Origin of the sequence: Micromonospora qiuiae, from assembly GCF_016863555.1 — a bacterium.
GTDB lineage: Bacteria > Actinomycetota > Actinomycetes > Mycobacteriales > Micromonosporaceae > Micromonospora > Micromonospora qiuiae.
This window is the reverse complement of record NZ_BOPC01000024.1, coordinates 55,928-71,764: the sequence shown is the minus strand read 5'-3', so window position 1 is coordinate 71,764 and position 15,837 is coordinate 55,928. Positions and strand designations below refer to the sequence as shown.

Annotated in this window: 14 protein-coding genes; 6 read left to right on the top strand and 8 right to left on the bottom strand. The window is 68.9% G+C overall.

What is annotated here, in order from left to right:
• The first annotated feature begins 97 nt into the window (after window positions 1-97).
• Entirely contained in the window at window positions 98-844 is a 747-nt protein-coding gene (locus Vqi01_RS09645; protein WP_239098290.1) for a FadR/GntR family transcriptional regulator, read from the top strand.
• Window positions 845-935: 91 nt separating this feature from the next.
• Here Vqi01_RS09645 and Vqi01_RS09640 read toward each other — a convergent pair whose 3' ends face one another.
• The 5 genes from Vqi01_RS09640 to Vqi01_RS09620 all read right to left on the bottom strand — a co-directional run bounded on the left by Vqi01_RS09640 (window position 936) and on the right by Vqi01_RS09620 (window position 6,795).
• A complete protein-coding gene (locus Vqi01_RS09640) occupies window positions 936-2,336 on the bottom strand; it encodes an RICIN domain-containing protein (protein WP_204034358.1) in 1,401 nt (466 codons plus the stop codon).
• Window positions 2,337-2,594: 258 nt separating this feature from the next.
• Window positions 2,595-3,125, bottom strand: coding sequence for a hypothetical protein (locus Vqi01_RS09635; RefSeq protein ID WP_204034356.1), 531 nt, complete (start codon window positions 3,123-3,125; stop codon window positions 2,595-2,597).
• A 254-nt stretch (window positions 3,126-3,379) separates the two neighbouring features.
• Window positions 3,380-5,656, bottom strand: a complete 2,277-nt coding sequence (gene katG / locus Vqi01_RS09630) for a catalase/peroxidase HPI (RefSeq protein ID WP_204034355.1) — start codon at window positions 5,654-5,656, stop codon at window positions 3,380-3,382.
• A 23-nt stretch (window positions 5,657-5,679) separates the two neighbouring features.
• Window positions 5,680-6,108, bottom strand: coding sequence for a Fur family transcriptional regulator (locus Vqi01_RS09625; protein ID WP_275408758.1), 429 nt, complete (start codon window positions 6,106-6,108; stop codon window positions 5,680-5,682).
• A 201-nt stretch (window positions 6,109-6,309) separates the two neighbouring features.
• Window positions 6,310-6,795, bottom strand: a complete 486-nt coding sequence (locus Vqi01_RS09620; RefSeq protein ID WP_307825060.1) for a MarR family winged helix-turn-helix transcriptional regulator — start codon at window positions 6,793-6,795, stop codon at window positions 6,310-6,312.
• A 121-nt stretch (window positions 6,796-6,916) separates the two neighbouring features.
• On the opposite strand from Vqi01_RS09620, the gene Vqi01_RS09615 reads away from it, so the two are divergent.
• Window positions 6,917-7,564, top strand: a complete 648-nt coding sequence (locus tag Vqi01_RS09615; protein WP_204034354.1) for an FMN-dependent NADH-azoreductase — start codon at window positions 6,917-6,919, stop codon at window positions 7,562-7,564.
• 101 nt (window positions 7,565-7,665) lie between these two features.
• Here the strand turns inward: Vqi01_RS09615 and Vqi01_RS09610 are convergent, their stop codons facing one another.
• Window positions 7,666-8,535, bottom strand: coding sequence for an AraC family transcriptional regulator (locus Vqi01_RS09610; RefSeq protein ID WP_204034353.1), 870 nt, complete (start codon window positions 8,533-8,535; stop codon window positions 7,666-7,668).
• A 189-nt stretch (window positions 8,536-8,724) separates the two neighbouring features.
• Between Vqi01_RS09610 and Vqi01_RS09605 the strand changes: the two genes are divergently transcribed.
• Complete coding sequence (locus Vqi01_RS09605; protein ID WP_204034352.1) at window positions 8,725-9,174, top strand: GNAT family N-acetyltransferase; 450 nt, start codon at window positions 8,725-8,727, stop codon at window positions 9,172-9,174.
• 22 nt (window positions 9,175-9,196) lie between these two features.
• Here Vqi01_RS09605 and Vqi01_RS09600 read toward each other — a convergent pair whose 3' ends face one another.
• On the bottom strand, window positions 9,197-10,024 hold the full coding sequence (locus Vqi01_RS09600) for an SAM-dependent methyltransferase (protein ID WP_204034351.1): 828 nt from the start codon (window positions 10,022-10,024) through the stop codon (window positions 9,197-9,199).
• A 351-nt stretch (window positions 10,025-10,375) separates the two neighbouring features.
• Here Vqi01_RS09600 and Vqi01_RS09595 point away from each other — a divergent pair, with 351 nt between their 5' ends.
• A complete protein-coding gene (locus Vqi01_RS09595; RefSeq protein WP_204034348.1) occupies window positions 10,376-12,367 on the top strand; it encodes an acyl-CoA dehydrogenase family protein in 1,992 nt (663 codons plus the stop codon).
• A 298-nt stretch (window positions 12,368-12,665) separates the two neighbouring features.
• On the opposite strand, the gene Vqi01_RS31265 is transcribed toward Vqi01_RS09595, so the two are convergent.
• Entirely contained in the window at window positions 12,666-12,794 is a 129-nt protein-coding gene (locus tag Vqi01_RS31265; RefSeq protein ID WP_275408756.1) for a hypothetical protein, read from the bottom strand.
• Between the two features lie 342 nt (window positions 12,795-13,136).
• On the opposite strand from Vqi01_RS31265, the gene Vqi01_RS09590 reads away from it, so the two are divergent.
• Together Vqi01_RS09590 and Vqi01_RS09585 are read left to right on the top strand one after the other, a co-directional pair.
• Window positions 13,137-13,517 (top strand): hypothetical protein, encoded by a 381-nt coding sequence (locus Vqi01_RS09590; RefSeq protein WP_204034347.1) that lies wholly within the window; start codon window positions 13,137-13,139, stop codon window positions 13,515-13,517.
• 118 nt (window positions 13,518-13,635) lie between these two features.
• Window positions 13,636-15,717 carry a tetratricopeptide repeat protein gene (locus tag Vqi01_RS09585; RefSeq protein WP_204034346.1) on the top strand — a complete coding sequence of 694 codons (2,082 nt, stop codon included), beginning with the start codon at window positions 13,636-13,638 and terminating at the stop codon, window positions 15,715-15,717.
• Window positions 15,718-15,837 lie beyond the last annotated feature (120 nt).

Below are 15,837 nucleotides of genomic sequence, written 5' to 3'. Positions count from 1 at the left end.
TGACGTGTGACGTCAATGCTCGCTCGTACACTGGCCCCAGGTGGGCACGCTGGACAGGCCATTCGGAGGGGACATGACGGCATCGCAGGAGACGGGCTTGAGTGGCACGCCGCCCCCGGCGTGGACCCGCCGGCCCGCCAACCTCGCCAGGGCGGTCACCGCCGAGTTGGTCGAGCGCATCGTCCGCGGGGTGCACGCGCCCGGGACGTCGCTACCGCCCGAGCCGATCCTCTGCGAGACCTTCTCGGTGAGCCGGACGGTGGTGCGGGAGGCCGTGAAGATCCTCCAGGAGAAAGGGCTGGTGCAGGTCCGCCAGGGCGCCGGCACCATGATCACTCCCCCGTCGAGCTGGGACATGCTCGACGAACTGGTGCTGGCGGCGGCCATCGCCGAGGACGACGGCCTGACCATTCTCGACGATCTCGTCGTCACCCGCCGGGTGCTCGAGTCCGACATGGCCAACGTCGCCGCGCGGGTGGCCGACGAGCAGGTCATCGACCAGCTACGCGCACTGGTGGACCGGATGGACGAACTGGTCGGCGATCATGTCGCCTACCACGAGCACGACCGGGCCTTCCACGACACGATCATGCAGGCGTCCGGGAATCGCATCGCTCGCGGCGTCGTCCGGGCGCTGGAAAGTCAGGTCGTCAACACCGCCCGCTACATGGGCCGGACCGAGCGTTCGCTCTGCGTGGCATCCAACCGCGGGCACCGGCGCATCTACGAGCGCATCGCCGCCCACGACCCCGACGGCGCCGCCGAGGCGATGTTCACGCACATCACCGAGGCCTGGGTCGTGCGCCGCGGTGGGTCAGGCGATCCGGTACGGCTGCAACGTTGACACATGACCGGGGGCGGGCCCTCGGTCACCGCGGCGGTCGGAACCGCCCGGCGACCCGAGAACCCGCCCCCGGCAGGATCACCGCAACAGATCAGGAGAACTGCGCGAAGAATCGCCAGATCTCACCCTTGGTCCAGGTCGTGACCCCACTCTCGGCGTACGTCCCGTCCACCGGTCCGGGCATGTGCCCGTTGTCGAACGCCGCCCACTGCACCGGATAGCCGGCGCGGCAGCCCGAGTAGGTCGTGGTGATGTGGGTACGGCTACCCGCCGCCGGCTCGCGCGGGCTCTGCTGGGTGCAACCGTTGTTCCGGACGAAGGTGTCCCGCAGCGACCGCCCCTGGCCGATGCTCAGGACGTTGTCCGAGATGCCGTGCAACCCGAAGTACGCGATCGGCTGCGTCCCGCCGCTGCACCCGCTGATCTGCGCACCGGAGATCACCGCGACGGCCCGGAAGACGTCAGCTCGCGCACAGGCCAGGGCGTAGCTCATACCGCCGCCCCAGCTGAAGCCGAGCGCGAAGCGCTGGCGCGGGTTGACACAGAGGCTGCTCTCGATCAGCCTGATCATGTCATCGACGAACGTGACGTCCTCACCGCCGGCATTGCCCCAGCCGTTGCCGAATCCCTGCGGCGCGACGAGGATCGCGCTGTTGTTCGACTGCTCCTGCTGGCCGTAGTACGACCAGGCGGCCCCGCTGGTGCCACCGCTGGAGATCTCCTGCATGGTGCCGCCGCGCCAGTGGAACGCGAAGATCAGCCGGTACGGGTTGGCGTTGTTGTAGTTGGCGGGCACCCGCAGGATGAACTGGCGGCTCTTACCGTTGCTCTGAATCGTGTGCGTGCCGCTGGACAGCGCCGGCGCCTTGCCGCACCCGGAGCCGCCCGACGGTGGCGGCGGTGTGGGCTCGCCGCCGCCACCGTCCACCCGGACCAACTGCCACTGCTGGTTGGCGCCGTTCCAGTCGGCGTACTGCACAATGTTGGCACCGTCCGCCGTGGAGGCACCCTGCACCTCCACGACCTTGCCGCTGTGCCGGCTGACCAGCCGGACGTGGCCGCCGTCGGAGTCGGCCAGCCGGAACTGCTGGTTCGTCCCGTTGCCGTCGGACCACTGCACGATCGCGCCACCGTCGGCGGTCGAGAAGTTGTACACGTCGAGGACCTTGCCCGAGTGCCGGGACTTCAGCCGGTAGTAGTCACCACCGGAGTCCACGAACTGCCACTGCTGGTTCGCGCCGTTGTTCCGCGTCCACTGGCTGATCCGCGCGCCGTCGTTGGTGGCCAAGCCGTACACGTCCAACGCCTTGCCACTGTTCCGGTTCACCAGCACGTACCACGCGTTGGTGTCCACCGTCGCCGCAGCCGCGGGCGTCACGTTCGCCACGACGAGCGTGCCCGCCGCCAGGACGCCGGCGGCTGCTGCGGCCAACCCTTGACGCCAACGGCGTCTGCGTGGGGAGGCGGGACGAGCCTCACCTATGGCCTTCATGGTCCACTCCTTCGATCGGGGCCACCCGCGAGCACGGGCCTGCCCTGCGTGTGTGCCGGCGTCTGGTGGTGGCGTCAGCACGTCGGGGGTGTTGTGCGGGGTTCGGCCGCCGTGCCCACGACGGCCGACAACGCGAGCCCACGAATCGAAGCAGGCCCGCTCATCCCACGGTGGTGCATCTGAGGCTCCCGGCAGCCACGTGACCCGCTGCTGAGAAGTTAGCGCTCAGGACGTCATACGTCAAACGACAGACGTCAATCAATTTTGCGGAGGCATGAGGCCGAGGGCGGCCAGCAGCATGGGGACGGCCAGCAGGAGCACGCCCAGCATCACGGGGGCACCCAGCACGCCGAGAACGGCGATGCCTCTCCGGAGCCCGAAGCGTCGCGAGTAGCAGATCGCCAGGACGCCATAGCCTGCGGTAAGCACCAGGAAGAAGAGCACGTAACCGACTCCGGCCAGGTCGATCTGGTCGGCGGTGCCCGTCAGGCCCGCGGCCATGCCGACGGCTTGCACCACGCTGCCCAGGGCGTACACGCCGAGCATCGCGAACGCTCCCCACAACAGCACACCCAGCCCCGCTGCAGGGAGAAACCTCGGATGTTTCGCGACCGACATCAGCGCCACCGCCGCCCCCATGGCCTTCAGCCCGACGACAAGCCAGTTCATCACGGCGATCGCGGAAACGTACTCGGCATAGGGGCCGTCGGCGAAGTGGCCGGTCATTTCGAAGACGACGTTGACGATCGCGAACGCGATGCAGCACGCAGCCATCAGATGACCGATCACGGTGTTACCGGTGCCGGGTCGGGCAGGGGTTCGGGAACGATCGCTTGCGGGCGCAGCGGAGACCATGCCGCCAGTCAATTCGAATGCTGCGACCGAGTCCTCCCTCGTGCGGGGGAGATCGACATCTCGGACTCCCGCTCGAGTGGGAGTCGCGACAAGCACCCACCGGCGGGGACACCGGCTGGCGTGCGAAGTGCAGCGAGCCCCGGTCGATCGCGAGTGGATCGACCGGGGCTCGCCGGTTGGGGTCGGGGTCAGACGAGGTCGAAGCGGTCGAGCTCCATGACCTTGGCCCAGGCCGCGACGAAGTCGGCCACGAACTTCTCGCGCGCGTCCTGGCTGGCGTAGACCTCAGCGAGGGCGCGCAGCTGCGAGTTGGAGCCGAAGATGAGGTCGACCGCCGTGGCGGTCCACTTCAGCTCGTCGGTGGCCAGGTCGCGGATCTCGTACACGTGCTCGGACTCCGACGCCTTCCACCGGGTACCCGGGGCGAGCAGGTTGACGAAGAAGTCGTTGGTGAGCACGCCGGGCCGGTCGGTGAGGACGCCGTGCTTGGCACCACCGACGTTGGCCCCGAGGGAGCGCAGGCCGCCTACGAGCACGGTCATCTCCGGTGCGGTCAGGTTGAGCATGTAGGCACGGTCGACGAGCAGCACCTCCGGCTGGGTCTTCTCGCCCGGCCGCAGGTAGTTGCGGAACCCGTCGGCACGCGGCTCGAGCACCCGGAAGGACTCGACGTCGGTCTGCTCCTGGCTGGCGTCGGTGCGGCCCGGCCGGAACGGCACGGTCACCTCGACGCCGGCCTCGCGCGCCGCCTTCTCGACGGCGGCCGAGCCGGCCAGCACGATCAGATCCGCGAGCGAGATCTTCGCCCCGCCGGCAGAGTTGAACTCCCGCTGGATGCCCTCGAGGGTCTCCAGCACCGTCGCGAGCTGCTCAGGCTGGTTGACCTCCCAGCTGCGCTGCGGTTCGAGACGGATCCGGGCGCCGTTGGCACCGCCACGCTTGTCGGTGAAGCGGAAGCTGGCGGCCGAGGCCCAGGCGGTGGTGACCAGCTGGGCGGTCGTCAGGCCGGACTCCAGGACCTTCGCCTTGAGGGTGGCGACGTCGGCGTCACCCACGAGTTCGTGGTCGACGGCCGGCACCGGGTCCTGCCACAGCTGGGGCTCCTGGGGAACCCACGGCCCGAGGTAACGGCTGACCGGACCCATGTCGCGATGCAGCAGCTTGAACCATGCCTTGGCGAAGGCCTGCGCGAACTCGTCCGGGTTCTCCAGGAAGCGGCGCGAGATCTTCTCGTACGTCGGGTCCACGCGCAGCGAGATGTCGGTCGTGAGCATCGTCGGCTTGTGCTTCTTCGACGGGTCGAAGGGATCCGGGATGATCGCCTCGGCGTCCTTGGCCACCCACTGCTTGGCACCGCCGGGGCTCGTGGTCAGCTCCCACTCGTAGCCGAAGAGGATCTCGAAGAAGCGGTTGCTCCACTGCGTCGGCCGGTCGGTCCACGTCACCTCGAGACCACTGGTGATGGTGTCCGCGCCCTTGCCGCTGCGGTAGGTGCTCAGCCAGCCCAGGCCCTGCGCCTCCAGCGGGGCGGCCTCGGGCTCGGGGCCCACGTGGTCGGCGGCGGGTGCGATGCCGTGGGTCTTGCCGAAGGTGTGGCCACCGGCGATGAGGGCGACCGTCTCCTCGTCGTCCATCGCCATCCGAGCGAAGGTCTCCCGGATGAAGTGCGCCGCCGCGATCGGGTCCGGGTTGCCGCGGGGACCCTCGGGGTTGACGTAGATCAGACCCATCTCGGTCGCCCCGAACTCGGCCGCCATCTCCTTCTCGGAGACGTAGCGCTCGTCGCCGAGCCAGGTGTCCTCCGGACCCCAGAAGATCTCTTCGGGCTCCCAGATGTCCTCACGGCCGAATCCGAAGCCGAAGGTCTTGAAGCCCATCGACTCCATCGCGACGTTGCCGGCGAGCACGAGCAGGTCGGCCCAGGAGATCTTCTGGCCGTACTTCTGCTTGACCGGCCAGAGCAGCCGCCGGGCCTTGTCGAGGTTGGCGTTGTCCGGCCAGCTGTTGAGCGGGGCGAACCGCTGAGCGCCTTCGCCGGCACCGCCGCGACCGTCGTGGATGCGGTAGGTGCCAGCGGCGTGCCAGCTCAGCCGGATCATCAGACCGCCGTAGTGGCCGAAGTCGGCCGGCCACCAGTCCTGCGAGGTGGTCAGGGTCTTGATGATGTCCTGCTTGAGGGCCTCGACGTCGAGCTTGGCGAACTCCTTGGCGTAGCTGAACCCTTCACCCAGCGGATTGACCTTGGACGACTGGGCGCGCAACACCGACAGGTCGAGCTGGTTGGGCCACCAGTCCCGGTTGGTACGCGGACGACCGCCGGTCTTCGGGGTCGGCGAGTCGATCGCCGGGTTCTCGCTCTCGCTGCCGTGCGCGGTCACGGAGTCGTGCGCGACCGGGCAACCGGCCGCTGCCTTCTTGTCCACGCCCTGCGGGCTGATGGGCGGGTTGTCCTCGATGTCGCTCATGGAGTTTCCTTCCAAACTGGCGGTCACTGGGAGATGCGTTCGGTCGCGCAGTCGGGGCAGGTGCCCCAATAGACGACCTCCGCCTCGTCGACCACGAAGCCGTGGTCGTCCGAGGCGGTGAGACAGGGAGCATGGCCGACGACGCAGTCGACGTCGGCAATCGCACCGCAGGAGCGGCACACGACATGGTGGTGGTTGTCCCCCACCCGGGACTCGTAGCGGGCGGTGGCACGGCCAGGTTGGATGCGCCGCACCAGACCGGCGTCGGTGAGCGCACGCAGTACGTCGTACACCGCCTGGTGGGAGATTGTGGGATGGTTCGCCCGAACCAGCGCGATCACGGTGTCGGTGTCGACGTGCGGGTGGTCCCGCAGCGCGGCGAGCACCGCCAACCGGGGCCGGGTCACGCGCATCGAGACCGCCCGCAGCTGAGCCTCGAAGTCGGACGTCACGTCACGACCATAGCCCACTCTTTTGGAATTATTCAAGTTTTGCACCGGCCTGAACCCGCGCACTTCACCGCAGATCGGGCCACTCAGGCAGCGACCGATGCCCCATGAAGGCTACAAAACGTAGCGTCTCCACAGCGGGGCAGTTCCGAGATTGATCTCCGCACAGCCGGGAAGAATGCCTCTTGTTCGCCCGACGAGACACTAGTGGCGCCGGGACTCCTCCGCTGCCGCCTCCTTGACCCGCTCCGTGACGTGGCAGGCCACCTCGCGGAGCACGGTGATCTGCTCGCCGGTCAGCCCGTCGACGACGTAGCGCCGCACCGCGGCGACGTGGCCCGGGGCGGCGGCGACCACGAGGTTCCACCCGGCGTCGGTCAGCAGCGCCCTGGTGTAGCGAGGGCTCTCCGGGTCGGGCTCACGGCACAGCAGGCCCCGTCGCTCGAGGCGCTTGACCACGTTCGACAGCCGGGACAGCGAGCTGCTGACCTGGCCGGCGAGGTCGCTGAGCCGCAGCGCCCGACCGGGCGCCATGGAGAGGCCGCTCAGCACGAAGTACTCGAACAGCGTGAGGTCGCTGTCGCGCAGCAGCTGCGCATCGAGCGCGCCGGGCAACTTGAACATGAGACTGGCCAGGGCAAGCCATGCCTCGCGCTCGCGGTCATTCAGCCACTGCGGTTCCTCCGGCACGCCGTTCAGCGTACGCGCCGACTTCAGCAATGAAGTGAGGCATGTCGCATTGGGTTCAAGGTTGAAGCTCAAAAGGGTATCTTGGCTTCAAGGTTGAAGATCGAATCCATGGGAGTACGTCGTGACCCTGTTCCGGCTGGACGCCAGCATCCGTACCCACGGCTCCGCGAGCCGCGAGATCGCGGACATCGTCGAGGAGGAGTGGCTCGCCGCCCACCCGGGCGACACCGTCGCGCGTCGTCACGTCGGCATCGATGCCCTGCCCGCGACCGCCTGGGTGGCGGCGGTCACCGCCGGGAAGACGGCGCCGCAGGATCGCACCGCCGAGCAGCGGGAAGCCCTCGCCCTCGCCGCGACCCTGGTCGACGAACTGCTCGCTGCCGACGCGATCCTGTTCGCCGTGCCGCTCTACAACTTCGGCGTCTCGCAACACGTCAAGACGTACATCGACCTGGTCTACGCCGACCCGCGGGCGAACAACAAGCCGTTCCTTGCGGGCAAGCCCGTCGCTCTGGTCACGGTCCGCGGCGGCGCGTACGGCAGCGGCACCCCGCGCGAGGGCTGGGACCACGCCACGCCGTACCTGCGCCGCATCCTCGCCGACGGCTGGGGCGCCCACCTCACCGTCGTCGAACGTGAGTTCACCCTCGCTGGCGTCGACCCCTCCCTGGATTCCTTCGTCGACCTGGCCACGCAGCTGCACGCACAGGCCCGACTCGCCGCCCGCGAGGCCGGCCGCGCGCTCGCCGCCGCGCCCGTCCCGGCCTGAGCGGGCCGTCGACCCCGTGGCGGGTTGACGCACCCACGTCCCGGCTGACCTTTCCCGTCACAGGTCGCGCCATCCGCTGGATTCCAGGCCAGCGGGGTCGGTCAGCTCGGTTCGACGGGCAGCCACAGCTCGCAGGTCGCGCTGCTGAAGTCGTCCGCACGCTCGAGGACCGTGACAATCGAGGGCCCTGGCCGCATCCGCCACGGATTGGCGGGGAACCACTCGGTTGCGGTCGCGGCCCAGGTGGTCTGCAACGCCTGCGGATAAAGCCCGCTGGTGCGGAAGACCGCCCACATACCGGCCGGCACCTCGATGGCGTCGAGATCGTCGGGGGCCGGCGTGTCGCTGGAAACGGCGACCCCGTGCAGGTAGGTCAGCTCGCTCCCCTCGGTGCGGTCTGGGTCGAGATCGTCGCAGACCTGGAGCAGGCCACCCGGCTCGGTGTCGCCGAGGGCCTTCAGCCGCAGGTGCTCCTCCATCGGCAGCGCGGCGACGTTCTGCTGGATGTGCGGGTTGACGCCGTGGTGGACCAGCGGGACGCGAGCGGCGTGTCCGACGAGCCGGAACGCGGGGCGCTCGACGAGACGGGTGTCCATGGGGGTGCTCCCTTCGACGGTCAGGCGGAACCTGATCTGCGGTTGGCTGCGGAGGGGGCCTCCGGCGCGGCGTACGTCACCGGGACCCGCGCCGTGGACGGCGCGGAACGCACGTCCAAACGCCTCGGTCGAGCCGTAGCCGTGCCGGACGGCGATGCTCAGCAGGTCGGTCTCGCCCCGGACGACATCGGCGGCGGCGATGGTCATCCGACGTCGGCGCACGTACTCCGACAGCGGCATGCCCGCCAACGACGAGAACATCCGACGCAGGTGGTACTCCGTCGTGCCGAGCCGCCGGGCCAGAGCGCCGACGTCGAGGTCCTCGCCGAGGTGCTCCTCAACGAGATCGACGAGCCGGTTGAGTGCCGAGATCACTGGAGTCTCCTTCCGGCGCCAACTCTGGCCGACGCCCCCGCGCCCCCGCCCGACCGTTGCGGACGGGTCCGATCATGCATGACCGCCTAGGCTGGGCTGCGGAGCAGGAGGTGCCGCTCGCGTCCGTTCGAGGGCTCGATGGTTGCGGTCCACCACTGGGCGGCGGACTGAACGAAAGGACGGGCAGCGGTGATCCGTAGAGCCCAGGCGGACGACGCCGACGCCATCACCCAGGTGTTCCTGGCGTCGCGGGCGGCGGCGATGCCATACCTACCGCGCTTGCACGACGACGAGCAGACCAGGGCCTGGATCACGTACGTGGTGTTGCCCGGCTGCGCGACCTGGGTGGCCGAGAGTCCGCAGACCGGCGAGATCCTCGGCTTCGCCGCGCTCGACCGCGACGTGCTGGAGCATCTCTACCTGCGGCCCGATGCTCGTCGGCAGGGCATCGGCAGCGCACTGCTCGACGAGGTACGCCGGGCCAGCCCGGGTGGGCTGAGCCTGCGCGTGTTCATGCGAAACACCGACGCCCGGTCGTTCTACGAACGGCACGGCTTCCGACCGGTCGACGAGGACGACGGCAGCCGCAACGAGGAGCACGAGCCCGACATGACGTACGTCTGGCAGCGGCTCGCCTGATGCGGGCCGCTGCCGGCGAGACTCACGGTTTGTGGGCGACGACCCCGACGAAGGTGTGGTAGGTGTCCGTCTGGTCCGGAGCGGTCGCACCCGGCTCCGGGCGCCACTCGGGCAGCGGCACCAGGCCCGGCTCCAGCGGCGTCAGGCCGTCGACGAAGGAGAGGATCTCCTCGTCGGTGCGCCAGCGACCGGTGCCGAGCGACTCATTGAAGATCCGCTCGACCTCGCGCGCCTTGCGGGAACCTTCCGGGTCCCGCTCACCCGGGTCGCGGAAGTGCGAGATCGCCACGTAGCTGCCGGAGGGAAGGGCGTCGATCAACGCCGCCGCCACCGCCCGCGGGTCCTCGTCGTCACCGAGGTGGTGCAGGATCGCAAAGAGCAGCAACCCGATCGGCCGGTCGAGGTCGAGGAACCGGCCCACGTCCGGGTGGTTCAGAATTTCCTGCGGGGACCGGATGTCCGCCTGGATCACCGTCGCGGTGCCCTCCTCGGCGAGCAGGGCTCGCCCGTGTGCCAGGACGATCGGGTCATTGTCCACATACACCACCCGGGCCTTCGGGTCGTGCTCGGTGGCGACCTCGTGCACGTTTCCCTGGGTGGGCAGACCCGATCCGATGTCGAGGAACTGGTCGATGCCCGCCTCGGTGACGAGGAACCGGATCACCCGACGCAGGAAAGCGCGGTTCGCCCGGCCGGCTGCCGGCCCGTCCGGCGTGATCCGCAGGGCGTGCTCGGCGACCTTGCGGTCGACCTCGAAGTTGTCCTTGCCGCCGAGGAAGAAGTCGTAGACCCGGGCCACGCTGGGAATGCTGGTGTCGATGCCGGGGGGTGCCGCCTTGTCGCGGGTCACAGGCGTCTCCATTCAGTTCGGATCAGCGCCCGCCAGAGTTTGCGGGCAGTTCCGGCGCTGCGGTGAGTGTAGCGATCGCGAGGGGTTGATTCCTCCCCCCGGCTGGTAGCACTTCCAGCGGACCGCCCGCCACCAGGCACTCGGCAACCGACACGCCGAGCCGACAGCCGGCGAGCGCCGACGGGGGTGGCGCCGCTGGGCGGCGCTCAACAGTCGTGCGGCGTGCCGGGCTACGGCCTGGTCGAGGTCGTCCTTGCCGGTGAAGTGGCGGTAGACGTGCGGCCCGGGCAGCCCGGCCCGGTCGTAGGCTTGCCTGGGTACAGGCTGTACCCACCACCGTGCGAGGTAGCCATGATCAGTCACGCGCCCAGCCCCATCGACCTCGCCCGCCTCAAGGAAGTGCTCGACGGACCGTGGGCCGAGGTCCGCGAGGCGCTCCGGGATCAGCTCGACGCACGCTTCCTCCCGGTGTACGGCGAGAACGACGAACGGGCACGTGAGCGGATCAGCGGACTGCTCACCGATCTCCCCGTCGAACCGGGCATCGCATCGGCCTTCCCCGCCGCCTACGGCGGTAGGTCCGACGTCGGTGCGTCGATCGTCGCCAGCGAGATGCTGGCGCAGGTCGACCTGTCGCTGATGGTGAAGGCGGGCGTGCAGTGGGGCCTGTTCGGCGGCGCCGTGGCGGCCCTCGGCACCCGGCGGCACCACGACGCCTACCTTCGGGACATCATCTCCGCCAAGATCCTCGGCTGCTTCGCGATGACCGAGACCGGCCACGGCTCCGACGTCCAGCAGCTGCGCACCACCTGCACGTACGATCCGCAGACGCAGACCTTCGACCTGCACACCCCGTACGAGGCGGCACGCAAGGACTACATCGGCAACGCGGCCCGGGACGGCCGGATGGCGGTGGTCTTCGCGCAGCTCATCACGGGGGGACGGCGGCACGGCGTACACGCGTGGCTGGTCCCGATCCGCGACGCACAGGGCAACCCGCTGCCCGGGGTGACAATCGGTGACGCGGGACCCAAGGCGGGCCTGCTCGGCGTGGACAACGGGCGGATCAGCTTCGACCACGTGCGGGTGCCGCGGGACATGCTGCTGGACCGCTACGGTCAGGTGGCGGAGGACGGCACGTACTCCAGCCCGATCGCCAACGATTCACGGCGCTTCTTCACCATGCTCGGCACCCTGGTCAGGGGCCGGGTCAGCGTGGGCGGCGCCGCGTCGGCGGCCACCAAGTCGGCGCTGGCCATCGCAGTGCGCTACGGCGACATCCGTCGCCAGTTCACCGCGCCCGACGCGGACCGGGAGGTCCTGCTCAACGACTACCTGGCCCACCAGCGCAAGCTGCTGCCCGCCCTGGCCACCACGTACGCGTTCCACTTCGCCCAGGCCGAGTTGGTCACCGCGCTCAGCGAAATGCAGAGTGACGACAGCCCGGTCGACGAGCACCGGCAGCGGGAGTTGGAGTCCCGGGCCGCCGGTCTCAAGGCCGCGCAGACCTGGCACGCCACCCGCACCATCCAGATGTGCCGCGAGGCGTGCGGCGGCGCCGGTTACCTGGCCGAGAACCGGCTGCCCGGTCTCAAGGCCGACACCGACGTCTTCACCACGTTCGAGGGCGACAACACCGTGCTGTTGCAGCTGGTGGCCAAAGGGCTGCTCACCGGCTACCGGGACGAGTTCGGCTCACTGGACGGCTGGGGGCGGGCCTCCTTCGTCGCCGAACAGGTTCGGGAGATGATGCTCGAACGCACCGCCGCGCGGTCGCTCATCCAGCGGCTGGTGAGCGCCGTGCCCGGCCGGGACGAGGAGATCGCCGTCACCGACCGCGGCTGGCAGCTCAAGATGTTCGAGGACCGCGAGAAGCATCTCCTCGAGACCGCGATCCGCCGCCTGCGTGGCGGCGCGGCCACCAAGAAGGACCGCCCCTTCGACATCTTCAACGACGTCCAGGACCACGTCCTCGCGGTCGCCGCCGCGCACATCGACCGGGTCACCCTGGAGGCCTTCGTCGCCGGCATCGAGAGCAGCGCGGACCCGGCGGTCCGGGCGCTGCTCTCCCGCGTTTGTGACCTGTACGCGCTCAGCGTCATCGAGGCCAACAAGGCGTGGTTCCTGGAGCACGCCCGGCTCACCCCGGCCCGTTCCAAGGCGATCACCGCAGTGGTGAACGGGCTGCTCAAGGAGTTGCGCCCCCACATGCGTACGTTGGTGGACGGTTTCGCCATCCCGGACGCCTGGCTGCACTGCGCCATCCTGCGCGAGGAACCCGGCCGGCAGGAGACCATGGCGGCCCACGACGCCGCCGGTGACCCGCAGGCGGTCCCGGTGTAGCCGGGCCTGGCATCGTCCGGCGCCCTCGGCGCGAAGCGGAGGTGCTCCCACTCTTCGTGGCCGAGTGGATGGAAGGGCTGCGGCCGCGCAGGGTCTGCGCGAACGACCATTCGCCATCGACCGAGACGTCGGCGGCGCCCGCGGGCATGGCTGCGACCTCGTCGACCGCCACGGCCCAGGCCCGGGCATGGTAGCTCGCGGCTACGACATCCGTGCCGCTTCGACAGGACAAAAGGAATGTGTGCCGCCACTTCGGGCGGCACACATCAGATAGCGATCAAATCGTCACTTTATGCAATCAGGATACCCACTTCACCCACTCCGTGAAAATAACGTCACTGAGCGCGGTCCCCTGCTTCAGGGTAGGCAATGAGCTGGCGGAAAAGTCGGCGACAACGCCGGCAATCATCGAGATGATCATCTGCACGGCGGCAGGCTATTCGATCACGATGACCGCCAGTTCTCTTCTTTCAGCATATGGGACAACATGCGCAATCAAATACGACCAAGGCAGGCAATTGCTGCACATAAGAGAAGCCGGCAATAGGCGATGGTGGCAAGGCGGGTCCGGGCATGGTGGCCGCTGCACCTGGGGATGTGGACCGCGCGGGTTGCGGCGCGTGAGGGCTTCCGGGCCGGCTGAGGCCACGAGTTGCGGTGTCTGTGGGCAGGGCCAGTCGCGTGAACGGGCGAGCTGTAGCTCACGCACGGTACGCTGACCGTCACGACACTGCGGTCTGCCTATCTCCAACTCGGCCAGGGGGCGCCGATGGAAGATCAGCTAGTCCTGGCCGTCACCACCACGCTGGCAACCAAGGGGGCTGAGGCTCTCGCATCGGGAGCCCGCACCGCGACGGGTGCGCTCGTACGCTTGGTTCGCTCTCGCTTCCGGAGAGGGACCCGGGAGGGTGACACGCTCACCGCCACCATGGAACATCCGCACGAACAATCACACCAGGCCGCCCTGGCCTCGTTCTTGGCGGCCGAGATGGCTCGTGACCCCGCTTTTGACTTGGCGGTGAGAACTGCTTGGCGTCGGCTGTCGAATCCGACGGACGAGACCCACCAGCACAATGTGGTCAACAACTTCAGCGGCGCGGCAGACCGGGTGGTGCAGGCACACGACATTCGCGGAGACATCAATTTCTAGTTCCCCTGGCGGATTTCCTGGCCAACCCCGGGACGAAAGGCATTGTCGATTGAAAGTCGAACATCCCGGAGTCGAGCAGGGCGTGCCTCATGCTACGGCGAACGAACTATCCGGCACGGTGATCGGGCCAAGTGTGCAGGCCGGGGTCATCCACGGTGACGTGCATGTCGCCGGCCCGGCACCCGATCGGGGCCCGTTCCCCCGGCAACTTCCGGGGCCCTCGTCGCATTTCACGGGACGGGCGGCGGAGATGGCCGAACTGGATCAGGTCTTCGGCGAGGGCGGGAATATCGCCGTACTCTGCGGACCCAGCGGCGTCGGCAAGTCAGCATTGGCCAGACAATGGGCGCACTCGGCACAGGGCAGGTTCGTGGATGGGCAGCTTTTCGCCGATCTTCGTGGTTTCAGTGGTGAGATGCCACTGGATCCCGGCGCGGCGCTGGCGGCTTTTCTGCGGGCGTTGGAAGTGCCACCACAGCGGATTCCGGTGGACCTGCCGGAGCAGGTCGCGCTGTACCGGACGGTTACCGCAGACCGGTCGTTGCTGGTGCTGCTCGACGATGCGTTCTCCGCCGCCCAGGTCAGGCCACTGGTGCCGGCGTCTGCGTCTGCGGCGGTCGTGGTGACCAGTCGTCGCCGGCTGACCGGGTTGATACCCGACGGTGCCCGGTTGCTCGAGGTGGGTCCGCTCCCGTCGGCAACCGCCGTGGAACTGTTGGAGCGTACGGTCGGCCGGCAGCGGATAGCCCAGGAGCTCGGGCCTGCCCAGGAACTGGTGCGGTTCTGTGGTGGCCTGCCGCTCGCACTGGTGGTTGCCGCGGGCCGGTTGGCCGGTCGACCGCGGTTGACCGTCCGGCGGATGGTGTCCGAGCTTGCCGACGAGACCGAACGGTTGACGCGGCTGTCGGCGGTGGAAGGGATGTCGATCAGAGCGATGATCGAGATTTCGTACCAGGCGCTGACGCCGGAGGCCGCCACACTGTTCCGGAGATTGGCGTTGCATCCCGGGCCGGAGTTCTGCGCCGCGCTGATCTCCGCAGCGGCCGTGGGAGTTGAGCGGAGCCGGGTGTCCGGCCTGGTCGAGGAGCTGCTGGAGGCGAGCCTCTTGGAAGAGTTCGCCGAGGAGCGGTTTCGGTACCACGACCTGCTGCGACTGTACGCCCGCGAACTGTCCGCGCATCATGATCCGGAAGCCGAGCGTCAGGCGGTGCAGCAGGCGATGGTGGAGTTCTACCTCGCCGCCGCGCACCGCGCCGATCTGGTGGTGACTCCCTATCGTCGCCGCCTGCCCTACGTCTATCAGCGGCCACCCGAGGTTCTCCCGGTGTTCGCCGACCGCGGCGACGCCCTCGCCTGGTTGCAGCGGGAGCGGAGCAACCTGCTGGATGCCGGGCGAGCCGCGGTCCGGCTCGGATGCCACGAACTTGCCTGGCATCTCAGCGACGTGATGTGGCCGTTGTTCCTCTACGTCAAGGACTACACGGATCGCCTGGAAGTGGACGAGCGGGGCCTCCAGGCGGCACGGGCCTGGGGCAACGTCCTGGCCGAGGCGAACATGCTCAAGCGCTTGAGCAGGGTGTACAGCAGGGTGGGCAACCACGACGCCGCAGAGCTGCACGCCTTGGCGGCGGTCGACCGATACCGTGTGGCCGGCGACGTGCAGGGCACCGTCGACGCCGAGGAAGGGCTGGCCACCCTGTACGCCGACACTGGCCGGGCCCAGCAGGCAGTGGAGCTGTTCGCCCGGGTTCTCACCGCTCGCCGGGCCCTGCCCAACCTGCGCAGCATCGGCCTGACATGCCTCAACCTGGGCATGTTACTGACCCGGACGGGCCGGCCGACCGAGGCGCTGCCGCTGCTGGCCGAGGCGGACGAGATCTTTCTCGGCCTGGGTGAGATCGATCCCTACAACGGTGCGCGAGTGTTGCTCGGACTCGCCGACGCCGAACTCGGCCTCGGCCACCTCGATGCCGCCGAGAAGGCGGCGGCCGAGGCAGCTCGCCGGATGGCTCAGCTCGGGTCGGCCAACGAGCGGGCGGAGGCACTGGACCTGCTCGGGCGCATCGCCGAGCGGCGGGGTGACGAGGAGGACGCACGACGGCACTACCTCGAGGCCGTCGACATCTTCGACGCGATCGGCTCGCCCCGACTCGCTGCGGTGCGTCGTCGGCTCGGCCGGCTCGACGACGGAAACGGATAGCAGGTCCAGCACCGGGCGCCGGTGCTCGAGATCGCCGGTGGTCCACCGATGATGGAGTTCCCGGGCCACGGTAGCCAGGGCCGGGATGGTGAGGCGTATCGGTGGGGTTCCGGGGCCGAG

What these genes read in the sequence shown, in the direction of transcription:
- katG (WP_204034355.1), bottom strand. Translation starts at nt 5,656, where the DNA reads ATGAGCGACATCGAGGACAACCCGCCCATCAGCCCGCAGGGCGTGGAC.
- Vqi01_RS09590 (WP_204034347.1), top strand. Translation starts at nt 13,137, where the DNA reads ATGGAAGATCAGCTAGTCCTGGCCGTCACCACCACGCTGGCAACCAAG.
- Vqi01_RS09595 (WP_204034348.1), top strand. Translation starts at nt 10,376, where the DNA reads ATGATCAGTCACGCGCCCAGCCCCATCGACCTCGCCCGCCTCAAGGAA.
- Vqi01_RS09640 (WP_204034358.1), bottom strand. Translation starts at nt 2,336, where the DNA reads ATGAAGGCCATAGGTGAGGCTCGTCCCGCCTCCCCACGCAGACGCCGT.